We start from the raw sequence: 17,734 nt of genomic DNA, 5'->3' as shown, positions 1-17,734 counted from the left end.
TGTCGTGGCGCCGGGTCAGAGCCTGGCGATCTGCCGGTCGATCGCCTTCAGCGCCCGTTCGCTGCGCTCGCTGTACCGGTCCGTCAGGTAATCGGTCCGCCCGCGCATCAGCAGCGTGATCTTGTAAAGTTCCTCCATTACGTCGACGACGCGGTCGTAGTAGGCCGAAGGGCGCATGCGGCCCGCGTCGTCGAATTCCTTGTATGCCATCGGCACAGACGACTGGTTCGGGATCGTGAACATGCGCATCCAGCGGCCCAGCAGGCGCAGCGTGTTGACGACGTTGAACGATTGCGAGCCGCCGCACACCTGCATGACGGCGAGCGTGCGGCCCTGGCTCGGCCGCAGCGCGCCCTGTTCCAGCGGGATCCAGTCGATCTGGTTCTTCATCACGGCCGTGACGGCGCCGTGCCGCTCCGGGCTGCACCACACGTGCCCTTCGGACCACAGGCACAGCTCGCGCAGTTCCACCACCTTCGGGTGGTCGTCGGGCACGCTGCCCGCCATCGGCAGTTCGGTGGGATCGAAGATTTTGACTTCGCCGCCGAAGTGCTCCAGGATGCGGGCCGCCTCTTCGGTGAGGAAGCGGCTGAACGAGCGCTCGCGCAGGGAACCATACAGCAGCAGGAAGCGGGGCGGGTGGTCGAGGGTGCCGGCCGGTTCGAGTTTCTGCACGGTCGGCATGTCCAGCTGATCGGGCTGGATATTGGGCAGGTTCGCAATCTTATCCATGGTGGATGCGCTGCCCCTGTGCGTCGATGACCGCTTCGCCATCTTCTTTCGTGAACGCGCCGCGTTGCGGCACGGGGAGGATGTCGAGCACCAGTTCCGATGGGCGGCACAGCCGCACGCCGATGGGTGTGACGACGAACGGCCGGTTGATCAGGATGGGATGGGCCAGCATGGCATCGAGCAGCCGGTCGTCCGTGACGGCCGGGTCGTCCAGGCCGAGTTCCGCGTACGGCGTGCCTTTCTGGCGGATCGCCTCGCGCACGGTGAGACCGGCGCTGGCGATCAGGGCGGCCAGCGTGGCGCGGTCCGGTGGCGTGGCCAGGTAGTCGATGACGGCCGGCTCGATGTCGGCGTTACGGATCAGGCCCAGCGTGTTGCGCGACGTGCCGCAGGCGGGGTTGTGGTAGATGGTGACGCTCATGATGTCTCCTCGGCGAATCTTCAGGTCAAGCGGATGGCCAGTGCGGCCAGGGTCAGCAGCAGCACGGGCAAGGTGAGCACGATGCCGGTGCGGAAGTAGTAGCCCCATGCGATGTGGATGCCTTTGCTGTCCAGCACGTGCAGCCACAGCAGGGTGGCCAGGCTGCCGATCGGCGTGATCTTCGGCCCCAGGTCGCTGCCGATCACGTTCGCGTAGATCATCGCTTCGCGCACGACACCTTGCGTGCTGGTCGCGTCGATCGACAGCGCGCCGACCAGCACGGTGGGCATGTTGTTCATCACGGACGACAGGAGGGCGGTGATGAAACCGGTGCCCAGGGCGGCACCCCACACGCCGTAATCCGCGCAGCGTTCCAGCAGCGCGCTCAGGTAATCGGTAAGGCCGGCATTGCGCAGGCCATACACGACAAGGTACATGCCGAGCGAGAAAACGACGACCTGCCACGGCGCGCCGCGCAGCACCTCGCGCGTGGCAATGCGATGCCCGCGCGCCGCCACGGCCAGCAGCAGCACGGCGCCCGCCGCCGCGACGGCGCTGATCGGCACGCCCAGCGAATCGAGCCAGAAGAAGCCGGCCAGCAGCAGCGCGAGTACCCACCAGCCGGTGACGAACGTGGCCCGGTCGTGGATGGCGTCTTCCGGCCGCTTCAGCTGTGCCATGTCGTAATTGGCCGGGATGTCCTTGCGGAAGTAGAGCAGCAGGCCGCCCAGCGTGGCCACGACCGATACCACATTCACGGGCACCATGACGGCCGCGTAGCGCGCGAAGCCGATATCGAAATAATCGGCCGACACGATGTTCACCAGGTTCGAGACGACGAGGGGCAGGCTGGCCGTATCGGCGATGAAGCCGGCGGCCATCACGAACGCCAGCGTCGCGCGGGCATTGAAGCGCAGTGCGCGCAGTATGGCGATCACGATCGGCGTAAGGATCAACGCCGCGCCATCGTTGGCGAATACGGCGGCCACGGCCGCGCCAAGCAGCACGAGCAGTGCGAACAGGCGCCGGCCGTTCCCTTTGCCCCAGCGCGCCACGTGCAGCGCCGCCCATTCGAAGAAGCCGGCCTTGTCCAGCAGCAGGCTGATGATGATGACGGCAACGAAGGCACCGGTGGCATTCCACACGATGTGCCAGACAACGGGAATGTCGCCCACGTGGATCACGCCGGCCAGCAGCGCGACCAGTGCGCCGATCGCGGCGCTCCAGCCGATGCCCAGGCCACGCGGTTGCCAGATGACGAAGACCAGGGTGGCAACGAAGATGAGGAACGCCGTCAGCACGTTTTACCGCCCACGCCGCAGGGAACGCCGCCACAGCAGTTCTCGGTCAGGAAACCGATGAGGGCATTCATCGCACCGATATCGGCGGCGTAGATGACAAAGCGGCCGTCCTGCCGCGATGCCAGCAACCTGGCGTGCGTGAGTTCCTTCAGGTGGAACGACAGCGACGACGGGGCGATCCCGAGTTCCTCGGCGATCCTGCTGGCCGCCAGGCCACCCGGCCCCGCCTGCACGAGAAGCCGGAAGATCGCGAGGCGGCTTTCCTGGGCCAGGGCAGCAAGGGCGGTCAAGACGTCATCGGTCTGCATCATGGTTTCACTTCGACATTTCAACGATTATCGAAGTATCGTACGGGATGTCGACGGCCATGGCAACGAAAACAGCACCACCATCTCGCGCGATTGCTCGCTGGCAAAACTGGGGACGTACCCCTGTTTAAAGGAAAGTTTCATCAAAACTGGGACGTACTGGATCGCCCTGTTTAGAGAAAAGTTTCATGGCGATTACGTTTGCCAAGCCGTCACGCATTGAATACCCCAGCAATATTTCCTGGAAACAGGGGTCCGTCCCCAGTTTTGCCTGGAAACAGGGGTCCGTCCCCAGTTTTGCTCGCATGTGTCGGCATGGGCTGGTTCGTTGGTGACTATCAAAAGGTAATAAATGCAGCGTCACGTCATCAACATGTCATTTAACGCAACTAAGATCTTGTCGTTTTGCAACCCACCAGGCATAGGACCCAACAATGAACAAGCCGAACGACTTGAAGCTGATGCCCACCGAGGCGGACGCCATCGACACCAGCGATTCGAATCATTTCAACGCCGTGCTTTCCGCACGCCTGAGCCGCCGCAACATGCTGCGCGGCGGGTTTGCAACGGCGGCAACGGCGATGCTGGGCGGCCTGGGCCTGGCCGGTTGCGGTGGTTCGGACGACGATCCCGTCACGACCGTGCCACCCGCCACCACCAACCCCACCCCGCCCGCGCAGGCGGAAAAGCTGCTGGCCTTCACGGCCGTGCCGAAGAGCCTGGCGGACTCCGTGCTCGTGCCGGCCGGCTATACCGCGACCGTGCTGTATGCGCTGGGCGACCCGCTGCGCGCGGGTACGGCCGCCTACAAGAACGACGGCACCGACACCGATTTCGAGAACCGCGCCGGCGACCACCACGACGGCATGGAATTCTTCGCACTGTCCGCCACCGGCACGCCATCGACCACCGCGTCGGACCGTGGCGTGCTCGCCATGAACCATGAGGCGACCACCGATGAAAAGCTGTCGTCGCACTTCCTGCACGCCAACGGCGGCACCACCAGCCTGCCGCGCCCGTCCGTCGAAGTGGACAAGGAAGTCGCCGTCCATGGCATCAGCGTGGTCGAAGTGAAGAAGACCGGCACCACGTGGGCCACGGTCAACGATTCCACGTTCAACTACCGCATCACGCCGCTGACCGACGTGGAAATCGGCGGCCCGGCACGCGGCAACTCGCTGCTGTTCACCAAGCATTCGCCGAACGGTACCCGCACGCGCGGCACCCTGAACAACTGCGGCAATGGCCGTACGCCGTGGGGCACCTACCTGTCGGGCGAAGAAAACTGGTCCGGCTACTTCGCGCGCTCGGCCACCGACGATGCCGCACGCGGCAACGACAAGAGCGTGACGTCGCTGCGCCGCTATGGCCGCAACCAGGGCGCCACGTCGCGCCACGGCTGGGAAACGGGCGGCGCGGACGACAAGTACCAGCGCTGGGACATCAGCAAGAAGGGCGCCTCGGCGGACGGCACCGACGACTACCGCAACGAGATGAACGGCCAGGGCTACATCATCGAAGTCGATGCCTACGACAAGACAAAGCTGGCCAAGAAGCGCAGCGCCCTGGGCCGCTTCGCCCATGAGAGCGCCGCATTCGGCATCGCCACCGCGGGCCAGCCGCTGGCCGTGTACATGGGCGACGATTCGCGCAACGAATACATCTACAAGTTCGTGTCCGCCGCCGCCTGGAATGCCGCCGACGCCACCCCGGCCGACCGCATGGCCACCGGCGACAAGTACCTCGATTCGGGCAAGCTGTATGTCGCCAAGCTGGCTTCGGACGGCACCGGCCAGTGGATCGAACTGTCGATGAGCAATCCGCAGATTGCCGCCTTCGCCGCCTACAAGTTCGCCGACCTGGCGGACGTGGTGGTCAATGCGCGCCTGGCCGCCGATGCCGTGGGCGCGACGAAGATGGACCGCCCGGAATGGTGCTCGGTGAACCCGGCCAACGGCGAGATCTACTACACGCTGACGAACAATTCCAACCGCAACGTCAACGCCACCGGCTCGTCGCAGCTGGCGCCGGATGCGGCCAACCCGCGCGCCTACACCGACATGAAGGGCACGAGCGCGCAGAACGGCAACCCGAACGGCCACATCATCCGCTTCAAGGAAGGCAGCGGCGCAGGTGCCGCCACGACCTTCACGTGGGACGTGTACCTGTTCGGCGCCGAGAGCGGCGCGGACGCCACGAAGATCAACCTGTCCGCGCTGACCGCCGACCAGGACTTTTCCAGCCCGGACGGCCTGGCATTCCTGAAGAGCACCGGCATCTGCTGGATCCAGACCGATGACGGTGCCTACACCGACGTGACGAACTGCATGATGCTGGCCGCCCTGCCGGGCCAGGTGGGCGACGGCGCGAAGACCACGCTCACGTACGACAAGGCCGACGGCAGCAAGCTTGCCGTGGACACCTTCGTGGGCAAGAAGGCCAGCGCCGATACGCTGAAGCGCTTCCTCGTCGGCCCCGTGGGCTCGGAAATCACCGGCATCACGGAAACCCCGGACGGCAAGGCGCTGTTCGTCAACATCCAGCACCCGGGCGAGAGCACGTCGCTGGCCAATATCGCCGACCCGACGAAGTACACGAGCCAGTGGCCAAGCAACGCCGGCTACGGCACGGGCAAGCGCCCGCGTTCGGCAACGATCGTCATCACGAAGAACGACGGCGGCCGCATCGGTACCTGATCGCCTTCGGGCGTAGTTCGTTGAAAGCCGGCGCACGCCGGCTTTTTTCATGGCGCCTGCTTAACCGAGGCGAAAACGGCGGTGGGCCGGGACGACGCGGTCCCGGCCTCTTGCGCTCAACTGTCGTTGGTCCGGAAGAGGGCGGAGATGCCGCGCCAGACCGAACCCAGTGCCTGGCCACGCGGCGCGGCCGGATGCAGCTGCGCCAGCGCCGCCTGCAGCGCGCGGTCGCCGGCCGAGCCGAATACCTTGCTGTCTTCGGCGACGGGGCGCTCGGATGCCCTGGTCTCCGCGTCCGGCGAGACCGAGCTGGCGGGCAGGTGGTTCGCCATGTCGGCTTCGCGGAACAGCAGGTTGTCGTCGCCGTCCTTGTGCGCCGCCTGGGCGACTTCCACGTCCGGTTCGATGCCTTGCGCCTGCACCTCGCGCCCGTTCGGCGTGAAATAGCGCGCGATGGTCAGCTTGATGGCCGATTCGCCGGACAACGGGAACACGGCCTGAATGGAGCCCTTGCCATAGGTGCGCGCGCCAACGATCTTGCCGCGGCCATGGTCCTGGATGGCCCCGGCCAGCAACTCCGCCGCCGATGCCGACGAGCCGTTGACCAGCACGGCCAGCGGCACTGTCCGGGCAAACGCCGGCAGCTGGTCATACGCCACCCTGGTATCCGGCGTGCCGAAGAACCGGGGAGAGACGGTGACCTTGCTGTTGCTCGCCGGCAGACGGCCGGTGGACGAAAAGACAACGGCGCCTTGCGGCAGGAAGGCACCGGCCACCGCGACCGCCGCCGGCAGCAGGCCGCCCGGGTTGTTGCGCAGGTCCAGCACGATGCCATCGACGCGGCGCGGACCGTCCAGCTGCCGCAATGCCGCGACCAGTTCGGCCGCCGTGCCGCCACCGAACTCGCTGATGCGGATGCGCGCGATATGGCCTTCCAGGCGCTGCACGGTGACGGTGTTGTCATGCATCGTGGTGCGGGCGATGCTGAGGGTCCTCAGTGGCGTGTTGCCGCGCTTTGCCAGCGTGACCTCCACGTTCGTTCCCGGTTCCCCATGCATGCGCCGGGCGATCTGGTTGTCGCGCAGCCCGAACAGCGGCGCGCCATCGATCGCCACGATCGAGTCGCCGGCCCGGATGCCCGCCTTGTCCGCCGGACCATTTTCGGCCACGTCGCGGACCAGGACCTGGCCGCTCAGTATTTCCACCCCGATGCCGATGCCCACATACGCACCCGAATGGATGCGCTCCAGGTCCTCCAGGTCGTCCTTGTCGAGGTAACGCGAATGCGGGTCCAGCGACGACAGCATGCCGCGGATCGCTTCGGTCAGCAGTTTCTTGCTGTCGGCCGTGCCGACGTAATCCTTCAGCACGAGCTGGTAGCTGCCCAGCATCTGCTCGAATTCCTCCTTGGGCAGTGTCAGCGATTCTTCCGCGTGGCATGGCAGGGTTGCCACGCACATGCTCAGTACTGCACTCGATATCCAGCGCTTCATGGTTTGCTCCTTCTTGATGCACCGATTCTGCGGCGGGGGCGTGGCAAGTGCCGTCAAGGGAAGTAAGTTGGCGTAAAGGAGTGGTACGGGGTGTTACGCGCACGAACGGGATCGAAAGCCAGGGGCTGGATTTGGGAGTGCGCCGGCCATGACTGTTCACGCGGACGGGGGAGCTGCGCGCGCGCCGTGACAAGCGATAATGGCGTGTCTTGTCTCAAGAACTGAAAGGATCCCATGCCCCACATCTCCGGTATCGACCATGTGCAGGTCGCCATCCCGCCCGGCGCGGACGACGCGGCACGCGCCTTCTATGGCGGTGTACTGGGCCTGATGGAGACGCCCAAGCCGGCGCCGCTCAACGCTTCCGGCGGCATGTGGTTCGTGGCCGGCGCCAGCCAGTTGCACATCGGGTCGCAGGTGGATTTCGTGGCGGCGAAGAAGGCGCATCCAGCCTTCATCGTCGAGGACTTCGAAGCCTATTGCACGCTGCTGCAGGAACGCGGCGTGGACGTGCGGCCGGAAGAAGGCGCCTATGGCCGGCGCCGCGCGGGCATCGAGGACCCGTTCGGCAACCGTGTTGAATTGATCGAGGCGGTGCGCGGCTGAGCAGGCGCGAAATTCATCCTCTGGCTTGCTGTCTAAGCTAACTGTTCAGTTTCGTGCGATCATGTTCCTCGTCGCAGCATGGGCTTGTTCCACGCCAAAGCAGTGCTTGACGAACTAATCACTGGCTTCCCTCCGCGCTCTTCGACCCATCGCCGCACGCCACCAAATCAAGCATGAGTTCACGCATTCACCCGCAAGCCCGCACCACGCCAAAAATCCGCCAGGAGATCAAGGATTCCGGCTTGTCCGATCGCCAAGCTGTCAAGGTGTTTAATGTCACCCGGGCCACCGCTGCCAAATGGCTCAAGCGGGACGATGTGCAAGATCGTTCGCATCGTGCTCACACGCTGCACACGACGTTGAGCGCGGCCCAAGAATTTGTCGTGCTCTCACTTCGGCAGACGCTCTACTTGCCGCTCGACGACTTGCTTTACATCGCCCGGCAATACATCAATCCGGAAGTCTCCCGTTCGGGCATTGCACGGCTACTCAAACTCGAAGGCATGGCAAAATTGGAGGACGTGATCCCCAAAGAAGAAGGGGAAACGATCATGGCCAAGAAGACTTTCAAAGACTACGAGCCAGGCTTCCTTCACGTCGATATCAAGTACCTGCCGCAGATGCCTGACGAGACCTCGCGCCGCTATTTGTTCGTCGCCATCGACCGCGCTACACGCTGGGTATACCTGCATATCTACGGCGATATGACCGAGCGTAGTAGCGTTGGTTTCCTGCGCCGTTTGAAGCTCGCGTCACCTATCAAGATCACCAAAATTTTGACCGAGAACGGTTCGCAATTACGGACCGTTTTACCACCAAAGACAAGGCGTCCAGCGGCAACCATGCGTTCGACAAAGCCTGTACCGGCATGGAGATCGAGCACCGCCTGGCGACGCCTTGCCATCCACAAACCAACGGTATCGTCGAACGATTCAATGGCCGAATGAGCGAACTAATCGCGCAATGCTTCGGGCGACGCGTGCAGTGTGACTTTGTCTATTGAAATGCTCTCTTCTCCGGGCTGATGTGCTCTGAGATCATCAACCTGGCGTATGAATCATGGAGAAGCAATGGCAACACGCATCGAATGTTTCACGTCGCAGCAATTGGAAGCTGCCTGTCGAGTGCTGGGCGATACCGAGCGTGGCCTAAACGGGTCACAGATTGAACGCTTACTGCAAGACATCGGCGTGCCTGATGTATCGCCTGGCATTACGAAGTGGCAGCGGCTGTTTAACGCTTTTGCCATCGCGCAAAACAAGCATCAAGTCGGTAATCATTTGGTTATGTTTATCAATCGGGCCATGAACCCGGTAAGTTACGCCCGTGATCGGGGATCGTTCATCTGGAGACGCGACGAGCTCAACGTAGTCCTTGCGTTCTCGGGCTTTTATGTTCGTGACGACGGCCAGGTAGGATATGCGGACAAGGCGACTACCTTGGATGCGGCCCGGGCACGTGTCGGTCGGCTCAAGGCAGCGTTAGAGAGCCGCGCCGTGCATGCCGAAGTCTTGAACTACTGTCGTATTGAATTGATGGATGAGAATTATTTTCATGCAGTATTCGAGGCAACGAAAGGTGTTGCAGAGCGGATTCGTACGATGTCGGGGCTCAGCGGTGACGGTGCAGACCTTGTAAGTAAAGCGTTTGCTGGTCAGCAGCCTGTCTTGGTACTGAGCCCGCTGACCAGCGAATCCGAAAAGAGCGAGCAACGGGGTTTCGCTAATCTACTGATCGGCTTGTTTGGCGCTGTTCGTAATCCACTGGCACACGCACCCAAAACTAACTGGCCCATGTCCGAGCAAGATGCACTCGATATCTTAACGTTGGTATCGCTAATCCAACGTAAGCTGGATCGCGTGCAGAAAGCAAACGCAGCGTGCCACTAACGGATTGGTCACTCAGCAACGTCCCATTAGCAGGAGCCGTTGTTCGCAACCGCGACAGCATGCCCGTACTGCCGCTTGCGAAAGCCAAATAAGAAACGTATGACATTCGACTATCTAGCAGAATTCCCTATCCCAGCTGACGACATGCCGCCAAGGCTGCGTAACTTGCTTGAGCCGATTGGCTTGTCGCCGCGCCAATTCGTCGAGGTTGCCACCATGCAGGAATCAGAGCCTCATGGAGGGCAAGCTGAGCACCTCCATTTGCTGATGGCTGTGGTCCCAGGGATAGATGATGGCCCGATCGAGGTTCTGTCCGAGGCCGGCAACGGAGTAGTTGAGTACTCGGTTCCGTTCGGCGACGCACTAGGGTGCTCAGTTGATTTTCGTCCCTCGATCTCTGGCTACGACTACATCGTCGCGGCATGGGGTGATGGCTCGTTCTACACTTTTAATTTGGCCGAGAAGGTCTGGATGACTCTCGGACTGACTCCCCGCTGTGTCGGGAACGATCAACAACGTCTAGTCTACGATGACTTGAGCCTCCCAGAGTTCGGTGTTGCAGAGGGCGAGGTTTCGAGCAACTACCATTGGAATTTGAAGAGATCCGTCAGTTGGCGCATGTCGAATGAATATCTCCGACGCTACCTTTGGCTCCGCGGCGCCCGCGGTGTACAAATCATCTACTACTCAGCCCAGCTACCGGATGTTCCGGGAATCCGTGCGATCATGGGAGGAGAATCTCATGTGGTCCGTAAGCCTACTGAGGGCGTTGCTTGGTATGAACTGGACATTCGAGAACACAGGGGTGGGCTGCTGCTCCAGCTCTGGGCTTCGGTTGAGGCGGTTATGCCGGAACTCTGCCCAGAGCAGACTGCTGAGGGCATCCTGTGGCCCGGCGACGCTCGCCCCATGACTCACACACGTGCAAATGCCATCATCGAAAATAATCCTGTTTATCTAGACGATCGGTTTCTTCAGAAGTACGAGCAAAGCACTTTCTACGATTCGACACCGGCCCATGTCTGGGGACAGTGGTACTGCAATCCGTCATATGGGGGGCAGTGGAGCTTTACTGAATGTCGGCGTGTCGGAAGAAATTTAATACAGGTGCCGATGCGTGAGCTGTACAAGCCGAAGCCAGATCGTGAAATCGTGCATGCTCGATCATTCGCGCTCGAGCTAGCCGATCTGGCCCATCTAGATGTGCATGAAGAGCATGTGGTAGCCAAGGTGCAGCGGTTGCTCGATGTTCTTCTACGGTTGGGTAACGGTCTCTCAACACTTGGCGCAACCGTGGGACTAAATAAGTCAGCAGCAGAGTTAAGCGGATTTGATGGCGTTGAGATAGGGGCCAATGGTTGGTCGGCATATCCAGCGCTCGGTCGGTTGGCTCAGGTCGCACCACTGCACATGACACAACAGATGTTTTTGGCGCGTTGCAAGAGCTTACACGAGGTATGGCAACGTATTCCAGACGGCTACTTGAAATCACTGTTGGAGCAAGCCGGGTGTCCAAGAAAGGCTGTTAAGGAATTCGGAAGCCTCAAACTATTGCAAGCACTTTTGAACATTACCGAGAGACTGAATGCCCAAGAGGAATTGCCTGATGCTTTTGCTTCTGGTATAGAGCCGGAGAGATGGAACGATCGAAACGCAGCATTGGCGGCCTTATTCTTAAACAACGATCTCAGAATCGCCGATGCGCATGAGACCGTGGAAAAATGCCTTGCGACTCTACAACAGCTTGGGTTTGACACGGCCAACGTCAACACAGGGTATGGACGGGCACTTGATTTCGTCATGGACGGTGTCATCGATTCGTTAGGCACAGTGACAACCGCCATCGAAAGTCTTTTAAACCGCGGTTAAAGATAGCGGAACTGAACAGGCAGGAGCTGCGCTAATGATCAGCTTTCTGCCTGCTTGTCCTTCACTAGGTGTGTCGCGCTAGGACAATGAATCAAATTGACAAACATGAATCGCGTTTGACAAACTTAATCCGCACTTGACGCACTTAATTCACTCTATTCAGGCCGCTGGGATGACTAGAGCAAATAAAGTTGGTCGGAACCAGTCGCTATAGGTCATTGATTCTGAACGATCTCACGACGGTCCGAAAGTTGGTCGGAGGGTGCCCGATCCGGCAGGCGACCAGTGGCTTCAACGATGAAGTTGGTCGGGCCAACGGCCGCTACCGCCCCATTGCAGACGTCCAAGGGCGGCCAGATTTGCCCGATCATTGGAACTTTTCGATTCCTTCTAGAACCGCTTCTCCTGGCTTGCTGTTGAGCAGGTTTTTTAGGTCGAGAACAAATCGGTCAATAGCATTTGGCTCAACACCCATGTCTATCTGGACTCGGTTCCTGCTTTCATGGCCATAGGTCCGAGAGGTAGTTCGACTCCAATTGCACTCGACAGGCGCAGCGCCCTGTTGCATCAAGGACCGAGAACGCGAGGCTAAGGTATCCGTAGCTATCGGGCATCCCAAATTCGAACTCTGTAGTGGTCAAGTAATTTCGGACACATCGATAGGTACTTTTGCCAGTTTCCGCTCATAGGCGGCGGGCGGCAATTTGCCCAGTACTGAATTCAAACGCTTGCAGTTGTAGAAGCCGACGATATAGTCCGTTATGTCGGCCTTGGCCTCCAATTGGTTGGCGTACTGTCGCTGCCAAACACGCTCCATTTTGAGGTTCAGGAAGAAGCGCTCAGCGACGGCGTTGTCCCAGCAATTGCCTTTCCTGCTCATGCTGCAAACGAAGCCGTGCTCATCGAGCAGGTCTTGGTACAGCTTGCTGGCGTACTGGCTGCCACGGTCAGAATGGACGACCAAGCCTGGTGCCGGCCGCCGGTGCTGGATGGCCATGGTCAAGGCCTTGCAGACCAGCTCTGCAGGCATGCTCGGGGCCATAGACCAGCCCACCACCTTACGAGCGAACAGGTCAAGCACGATGGCCAGATACAGCCAGCTGGCACCGGTACGGATGTAAGTGATGTCAGTCACGTAGGCCATGTCCGGCGCAGGCGGATTGAACTGCCGATTGAGCACGTTAGCCGCCACCGGCAGATTGTGTTTGCTGTCAGTGGTGTGGACGACCTTGCGCTTCCAGACGGGCTTGAGGGCCGCTTTACGCATCAAACTTCGTACCTTGTAGCGCCCGATTACGATGCCTTGGTTCGCCATTGCTGTGACCATGCGGCGGCTTCCATAGCTTTGATGGCTGGCCACAAATGCGGCCTTCAGGTGGACGCTTGTTTTGCACAAAATCGGTTTAGCAGAACGACGCCGCGCCTCGTAGTATGCGGAACGGCTGACGGACAGAACACGGCAACTCTGCTGGACCGGGATGGCCTCCTGTTGCAGCTGATGAATGAGTTCAAAGCTCATTTCATTTCGCGGGCAAAGAAGGCCGAGGCCTTTTTTAAGATGTCAACGTCCTGGCGAAGTTGGCGGTTTTCGAGCTCCAGCTGGCGTATGCGCTGCTGCTCCGTGGTGAGGGGCTTGCCTATCCCTGGCTGGCCGTTCTATTCGTTACCGTACTGCGTCAGCCAACGCCGGATCGCAGTTGAACCGATGCTCATGCTCTCGCTGACGTTCTGGACGCTCAGGCCTTGTTCTTTGATCATAAGAACGACTTCCAGCTTCAGGCTGGCATCGAATGTCTTGCGTTGTCTTGGCATGTAATGCCCCTCACGTGGTGGATTTTCCACCTATTGAAGTGCCCGGACAAATTAGACCACAGCAGCGCCGTGCAGCAAGGAGAAATTGGACAGGCAGAACAGCTCGGCATAATCGGGCAAGCTCTGCGCCATGGATGCGGATGACATTTGGAAAGCTCAAAGTGGGAGTGAAAAACTACTGTATAAAAACACAGTATATACCATCCTCTGACGGCCATCGGGCAGCCTGTCGTGCAGTAAAGCTTATGGCTTTTCACCTTTGATATCTTCGATGCTTTGACAAATATCATGAGCATTGAACAAAAAATGCAGTAGCCTTGAGTTGAGCGTATGTACATAAACCGAGATCAACCCCAAACACATCCGCCTCAACCGGGGAGCAAGATGAAGAATGCAAGCTTTGACGAGGTTTCATCTGTTCAACGCCGGACTGCGCTGAAAGCCGCACTGCTCTGGGGAACAGGGGGTCTGGGGCTGTGGCACAGTGGCGCCGGCGCGGCCGAGGACGATTTCACATCCTTGCTCACTGCGCTGCAGACCAATCCCGAACTCGCCGCGCAGATCCGAAGCGGCGCCGAGCGCGAGTACGGCGTACGGGCCGGCCTGGAACGCGCCCCGATCAAGGCATCGAAATCGCTCACGCCAATCTCAAAGCGAGCAAGCGATCTGATCATTGCGTGCGAGGTCACCAGCGAGACGGTGTACAACGAGCGCTACCAATGGCCCACCTGGCCTAAAGGTGAATCAGGCGTAACCATCGGCATCGGCTATGACATTGGCTACGTTTCCCCGTTGCGCCTCAAATCCGACTGGATGCCCTACATCGGTGCCGACCACATCGCCACCCTCACTCCGGCGTGCGGCCACAAGGGAACGGCAGCAGCAACGTTCATCAAGGACATGCGCGTCGTCAAGATTGGCTGGGACGACGCCCGCCGGCAGTTTTTTGAGCAAGTGTCCCCTCGTTATGTCGGCGAGACTGAGGCTGCCCTGCCCAACACGGCCAAGTTGAATGACGATATGCTCGGGGCGCTGGTATCGCTGACCTACAACCGGGGCGCGTCGTATGGCTTGAAAAAGCGGCGCTATGCTCAGATGCGCGCCATCAAATCGCATATGCAATCGGGGCAGTTTGAAAAAATCCCAGACGAGATCCGGGCCATGAAATGGATCTGGAAAAGCAATCCGGATTTGCGCGGCTTGCTGCTCAGGCGCGATGCCGAAGCGGCACTGTTCGAGCTGGGTCTCCGATCAAGGTAGGCAGACGATGCGACAGCATGTAAAGCATGCCTTGGCTTGGGTGCTGATGGCGCCACTTGCAGCCGGCTTGGCGGCCCCGCCCGCGCCGGAGTCGGCTGGCCCCCGCCCGCTTGATGATTACGAGGCCATCGCCGGCATGGCGCACGCGTCCGAGTTTCGCCATGCCTCCACGGCTGTCGCCTACCTGGTCATGGTCGATGCCAATGGTATGGAAGACTCCATCTGCAGCGGCGTTCTGATCAGCTCCGAACTAGTCCTGACAGCCCGGCACTGCCTGGAAGTACGGGACAAATTGACCAACACAGTTGAAAAACTCCACCCGAGCAAGCTATTTATTCTGCTGGACCGGTTCTCGACGAATGAAGGCACGCGGGTCGACCTTGAAGTCAAGCCGGTAGCCGTCGGCAAGGCAAAAGAGGCGGACTTCATGGTACTCAAGACGAAGCAGCCCGTGCCCATCAAAGAGCGCAGGATCCCCAAACCAGGCACCGACCCCACCCCCCTCGAAGATTTATACATTATTCACTTTCCCTTCGGCCGTCCGCTCATCATCACCCGAAAGGACTGCCGTGCAACCGCTGAGCCGCTGTTGGACCTGCGCTTCAAGCACCGCTGCTCGACACAGATTAACAGTTCCGGAGCGCCGGTCCTGAATGCCCGATTAGAGCTCATTGGCATCCACACAACCAGCGGCAAGGACGAAAACGCGGAGACCTTCAACCAGGGCCTGCTGTTGTCGAAAATTATGGCCGAAAGTGCTTTGGTGAGAAAAGCCCTGGCCGCGGCTAACGCGACTGCCAGCGGCGGCGGCGGCGCGGGCGGTGGCGTCACTACGCACCCTGCCGAGGGTGCAAGGTCATATCAGCTAACCGACGGACGAAAATTGACGGAGCTGGAAGGAATCTGGACATTGCGGGATGATCCGGCGCGCCCGGGCATGACAATCAAGCTGAAGGAGCAACTTAGCGGCGCGGCCGATCTCGTCCTGTGGGATGCCAAAGACGACTGGATTTACCTGATTCCCAAACAAGGCGGCCTCGTCAAGCGCAAGTTAAGTAGCGACCAGCAATGGAGCGAACTGGGCACGGCAACATTGATTAGCAATTGAATTATTCCCTGAAAAAACGAGACACCTTATGCGCTTCGCACACATTACAACGGCCCTGTTCGCCATCATCCTCCCTTTGCCGGTCCTCGGGCAACAGGCCATCTCGGCACCGATCATGGTGAGCGCCGATACTGCGGTGACGAAACTGCCATCGGCCGTACGCAAGCGTATCGCGATCGGCGCCGCCCCATCCGAGGTGCTGGCACTCTTGAAGGCCCAGCCTTCGCTGATCCTCGATGGCGCCACATTGTTGGTCGATGCCCCTCCCATAGGATCCAGCCAGACCCTGTCGCTCAATCGCCTCGAATTGCGCAACGGTGCGCGCATTGTCACGAACGGCATCAACCTGGAAATCAACGCGCTGCAGATCGTCCCAGGATCTGGCCAGATCGTTTCTTTCGACAGTGCGGCGGGAAAGCTCCCGCCAACGGCCGCCGACCAGAGCAACGGCGCATCGGGCTCAAGCGCCGGTACACTCGTACTCAACGCCGCACTCGACCGAACTGATGTGCTCAATGTGTCCTTGCATGGCCAAGATGGCCAGTCAGGCGGAAAAGGCGCACCCGGCCCGATGGGCGCACCTGGCACGCGTGGTGACAACGGCGCAGATCATCTGTTCGATTGCGCCCGCGGCGGTGGCAACGGTGGTGCGGGATCCCAGGGAGGGCCCGGCGGCAAGGGCGGCAGCGGCGGCAATGGTGGTGACGGCGGACGGCTGATTTTGCGAAACGGGATTGCCACCCAGCGGATGCAGGTTAATTTTGTCGCTCCCGGCGGGAAGGAAGGCGACGGGGGCCAGGCCGGCGCCGGGGGGCCAGGCGGACTCGGCGGACCCGGTGGCAGCGGCACATTCTACTGCAGGGGTGGCTCGGCAGGGAGCAACGGGGCACAGGGGCTGCTTGGCGCCCCAGGAGAAAAGGGAAAGCCTGGAGCGACAGGAACCGTCACTGTCGATTGACAGCCGTGGTAAGGGAAACAAGGAAAGCGCTACAATACAAATCCTTTCCCTCCTCTTGCCGCGTTGATGTATCTTCACGCTCTATGTTGTTTCGGAACGTCTCCTCAACAAGGCAACCGCACGCTGGTGGTCGAAGATGGACCTGCCGGGATTGTAGTGGTCAAGTAATTTCGGACACATCGATAGGTACTTTTGCCAGTTTCCGCTCGTAGGCGGCGGGCGGCAATTGCCCAGTACTGAATTCAAACGCTTGCAGTTGTAGAAGCCGACGATATAGTCCGTTATGTCGGCCTTGGCCTCCGATTGGTTGGCGTACTGTCGCTGCCAAACACGCTCCGTTTTGAGGTTCAGGAAGAAGCGCTCAGCGACGGCGTTGTCCCAGCAATTGCCTTTCCTGCTCATGCTGCAAACGAAGCCGTGCTCATCGAGCAGGTCTTGGTACAGCTTGCTGGCGTACTGGCTGCCACGGTCAGAATGGACGACCAAGCCTGGTGCCGGCCGCCGGTGCTGGATGGCCATGGTCAAGGCCTTGCAGACCAGCTCTGCAGGCATGCTCGGGGCCATAGACCAGCCCACCACCTTACGAGCGAACAGGTCAAGCACGATGGCCAGATACAGCCAGCTGGCACCGGTACGGATGTAAGTGATGTCAGTCACGTAGGCCATGTCCGGCGCAGGCGGATTGAACTGCCGATTGAGCACGTTAGCCGCCACCGGCAGATTGTGTTTGCTGTCAGTGGTGTGGACGACCTTGCGCTTCCAGACGGGCTTGAGGGCCGCTTTACGCATCAAACTTCGTACCTTGTAGCGCCCGATTACGATGCCTTGGTTCGCCATTGCTGTGACCATGCGGCGGCTTCCATAGCTTTGATGGCTGGCCACAAATGCGGCCTTCAGGTGGACGCTTGTTTTGCACAAAATCGGTTTAGCAGAACGACGCCGCGCCTCGTAGTATGCGGAACGGCTGACGGACAGAACACGGCAACTCTGCTGGACCGGGATGGCCTCCTGTTGCAGCTGATGAATGAGTTCAAAGCTCATTTCATTTCGCGGGCAAAGAAGGCCGAGGCCTTTTTTAAGATGTCAACGTCCTGGCGAAGTTGGCGGTTTTCGAGCTCCAGCTGGCGTATGCGCTGCTGCTCCGTGGTGAGGGGCTTGCCTATCCCTGGCTGGCCGTTCTATTCGTTACCGTACTGCGTCAGCCAACGCCGGATCGCAGTTGAACCGATGCTCATGCTCTCGCTGACGTTCTGGACGCTCAGGCCTTGTTCTTTGATCATA

General features: G+C 60.2%; 13 protein-coding genes and 2 pseudogenes. 8 read left to right on the top strand and 7 right to left on the bottom strand.

Translation table 11 applies throughout. From position 1 onward, the window contains the following. Positions 1-15 precede the first annotated feature (15 nt). Genes arsH through ACY65G_RS18285 form a run of 4 tightly spaced genes read right to left on the bottom strand, consistent with a single transcriptional unit; the run spans position 16 to position 2,762 of the window. Complete coding sequence (gene arsH, locus ACY65G_RS18300; RefSeq protein WP_464998729.1) at positions 16-732, bottom strand: arsenical resistance protein ArsH; 717 nt, start codon at positions 730-732, stop codon at positions 16-18. After that, positions 725-1,153, bottom strand: a complete 429-nt coding sequence (arsC, locus tag ACY65G_RS18295) for an arsenate reductase (glutaredoxin) (RefSeq protein WP_464998728.1) — start codon at positions 1,151-1,153, stop codon at positions 725-727. The genes arsH and arsC overlap by 8 nt, the downstream gene beginning before the upstream one ends. Before the next feature lie 20 nt (positions 1,154-1,173). Then, complete coding sequence (locus tag ACY65G_RS18290; protein ID WP_464998727.1) at positions 1,174-2,454, bottom strand: arsenic transporter; 1,281 nt, start codon at positions 2,452-2,454, stop codon at positions 1,174-1,176. Beyond that, the gene (locus ACY65G_RS18285) at positions 2,448-2,762 is read right to left on the bottom strand and encodes an ArsR/SmtB family transcription factor (protein WP_464998993.1); all 315 of its coding nucleotides are present in this window, start codon (positions 2,760-2,762) and stop codon (positions 2,448-2,450) included. The genes ACY65G_RS18290 and ACY65G_RS18285 overlap by 7 nt, the downstream gene beginning before the upstream one ends. A gap of 434 nt (positions 2,763-3,196) precedes the next feature. On the opposite strand from ACY65G_RS18285, the gene ACY65G_RS18280 reads away from it, so the two are divergent. Next, on the top strand, positions 3,197-5,458 hold the full coding sequence (locus ACY65G_RS18280; RefSeq protein WP_464998726.1) for a PhoX family protein: 2,262 nt from the start codon (positions 3,197-3,199) through the stop codon (positions 5,456-5,458). A 116-nt stretch (positions 5,459-5,574) separates the two neighbouring features. On the opposite strand, the gene ACY65G_RS18275 is transcribed toward ACY65G_RS18280, so the two are convergent. Next, entirely contained in the window at positions 5,575-6,951 is a 1,377-nt protein-coding gene (locus ACY65G_RS18275; RefSeq protein ID WP_464998725.1) for a S41 family peptidase, read from the bottom strand. 234 nt (positions 6,952-7,185) lie between these two features. On the opposite strand from ACY65G_RS18275, the gene ACY65G_RS18270 reads away from it, so the two are divergent. The 4 genes and pseudogenes from ACY65G_RS18270 (at position 7,186) to ACY65G_RS18255 (ending at position 11,315) form a co-directional block, all read left to right on the top strand. Beyond that, positions 7,186-7,557 carry a VOC family protein gene (locus tag ACY65G_RS18270; protein WP_464998724.1) on the top strand — a complete coding sequence of 124 codons (372 nt, stop codon included), beginning with the start codon at positions 7,186-7,188 and terminating at the stop codon, positions 7,555-7,557. A 173-nt stretch (positions 7,558-7,730) separates the two neighbouring features. Continuing rightward, positions 7,731-8,521, top strand: a pseudogene (locus tag ACY65G_RS18265) (transposase family protein); the annotation flags it as partial. A gap of 106 nt (positions 8,522-8,627) precedes the next feature. Beyond that, complete coding sequence (locus tag ACY65G_RS18260; protein ID WP_464998723.1) at positions 8,628-9,446, top strand: TIGR02391 family protein; 819 nt, start codon at positions 8,628-8,630, stop codon at positions 9,444-9,446. Between the two features lie 99 nt (positions 9,447-9,545). Beyond that, entirely contained in the window at positions 9,546-11,315 is a 1,770-nt protein-coding gene (locus ACY65G_RS18255) for a hypothetical protein (RefSeq protein WP_464998722.1), read from the top strand. A gap of 637 nt (positions 11,316-11,952) precedes the next feature. On the opposite strand, the pseudogene ACY65G_RS18250 reads toward ACY65G_RS18255, so the two are convergent. Further along, positions 11,953-13,127: pseudogene (locus tag ACY65G_RS18250) on the bottom strand (IS3 family transposase). 384 nt (positions 13,128-13,511) lie between these two features. On the opposite strand from ACY65G_RS18250, the gene ACY65G_RS18245 reads away from it, so the two are divergent. From ACY65G_RS18245 to ACY65G_RS18235, 3 genes are read left to right on the top strand one after another with little or no spacing between them, the layout of a single operon-like run. Continuing rightward, a complete protein-coding gene (locus ACY65G_RS18245) occupies positions 13,512-14,387 on the top strand; it encodes a glycoside hydrolase family protein (protein ID WP_464998721.1) in 876 nt (291 codons plus the stop codon). 7 nt (positions 14,388-14,394) lie between these two features. Beyond that, positions 14,395-15,495 carry a trypsin-like serine peptidase gene (locus tag ACY65G_RS18240; protein ID WP_464998720.1) on the top strand — a complete coding sequence of 367 codons (1,101 nt, stop codon included), beginning with the start codon at positions 14,395-14,397 and terminating at the stop codon, positions 15,493-15,495. A gap of 28 nt (positions 15,496-15,523) precedes the next feature. Beyond that, a complete protein-coding gene (locus ACY65G_RS18235; RefSeq protein ID WP_464998719.1) occupies positions 15,524-16,453 on the top strand; it encodes a hypothetical protein in 930 nt (309 codons plus the stop codon). Positions 16,454-16,534: 81 nt separating this feature from the next. Here ACY65G_RS18235 and ACY65G_RS18230 read toward each other — a convergent pair whose 3' ends face one another. Further along, positions 16,535-17,494 carry an IS3 family transposase gene (locus ACY65G_RS18230; protein ID WP_464998718.1) on the bottom strand — a complete coding sequence of 320 codons (960 nt, stop codon included), beginning with the start codon at positions 17,492-17,494 and terminating at the stop codon, positions 16,535-16,537. Positions 17,495-17,734: the final 240 nt, after the last annotated feature.

Source organism: Pseudoduganella sp. jia 12, assembly GCF_055502675.1.
The sequence above is the reverse complement of the archived record's forward strand: the minus strand, read 5'-3'. Positions and strand labels throughout refer to the sequence as shown.

What these genes read in the sequence shown, in the direction of transcription:
- ACY65G_RS18255 (WP_464998722.1), top strand. Translation starts at nt 9,546, where the DNA reads ATGACATTCGACTATCTAGCAGAATTCCCTATCCCAGCTGACGACATG.
- arsH (WP_464998729.1), bottom strand. Translation starts at nt 732, where the DNA reads ATGGATAAGATTGCGAACCTGCCCAATATCCAGCCCGATCAGCTGGAC.
- ACY65G_RS18260 (WP_464998723.1), top strand. Translation starts at nt 8,628, where the DNA reads ATGGCAACACGCATCGAATGTTTCACGTCGCAGCAATTGGAAGCTGCC.
- ACY65G_RS18230 (WP_464998718.1), bottom strand. Translation starts at nt 17,494, where the DNA reads ATGAGCTTTGAACTCATTCATCAGCTGCAACAGGAGGCCATCCCGGTC.
- ACY65G_RS18245 (WP_464998721.1), top strand. Translation starts at nt 13,512, where the DNA reads ATGAAGAATGCAAGCTTTGACGAGGTTTCATCTGTTCAACGCCGGACT.
- ACY65G_RS18235 (WP_464998719.1), top strand. Translation starts at nt 15,524, where the DNA reads ATGCGCTTCGCACACATTACAACGGCCCTGTTCGCCATCATCCTCCCT.
- ACY65G_RS18280 (WP_464998726.1), top strand. Translation starts at nt 3,197, where the DNA reads ATGAACAAGCCGAACGACTTGAAGCTGATGCCCACCGAGGCGGACGCC.
- ACY65G_RS18275 (WP_464998725.1), bottom strand. Translation starts at nt 6,951, where the DNA reads ATGAAGCGCTGGATATCGAGTGCAGTACTGAGCATGTGCGTGGCAACC.
- arsC (WP_464998728.1), bottom strand. Translation starts at nt 1,153, where the DNA reads ATGAGCGTCACCATCTACCACAACCCCGCCTGCGGCACGTCGCGCAAC.
- ACY65G_RS18270 (WP_464998724.1), top strand. Translation starts at nt 7,186, where the DNA reads ATGCCCCACATCTCCGGTATCGACCATGTGCAGGTCGCCATCCCGCCC.
- ACY65G_RS18285 (WP_464998993.1), bottom strand. Translation starts at nt 2,762, where the DNA reads ATGCAGACCGATGACGTCTTGACCGCCCTTGCTGCCCTGGCCCAGGAA.
- ACY65G_RS18240 (WP_464998720.1), top strand. Translation starts at nt 14,395, where the DNA reads ATGCGACAGCATGTAAAGCATGCCTTGGCTTGGGTGCTGATGGCGCCA.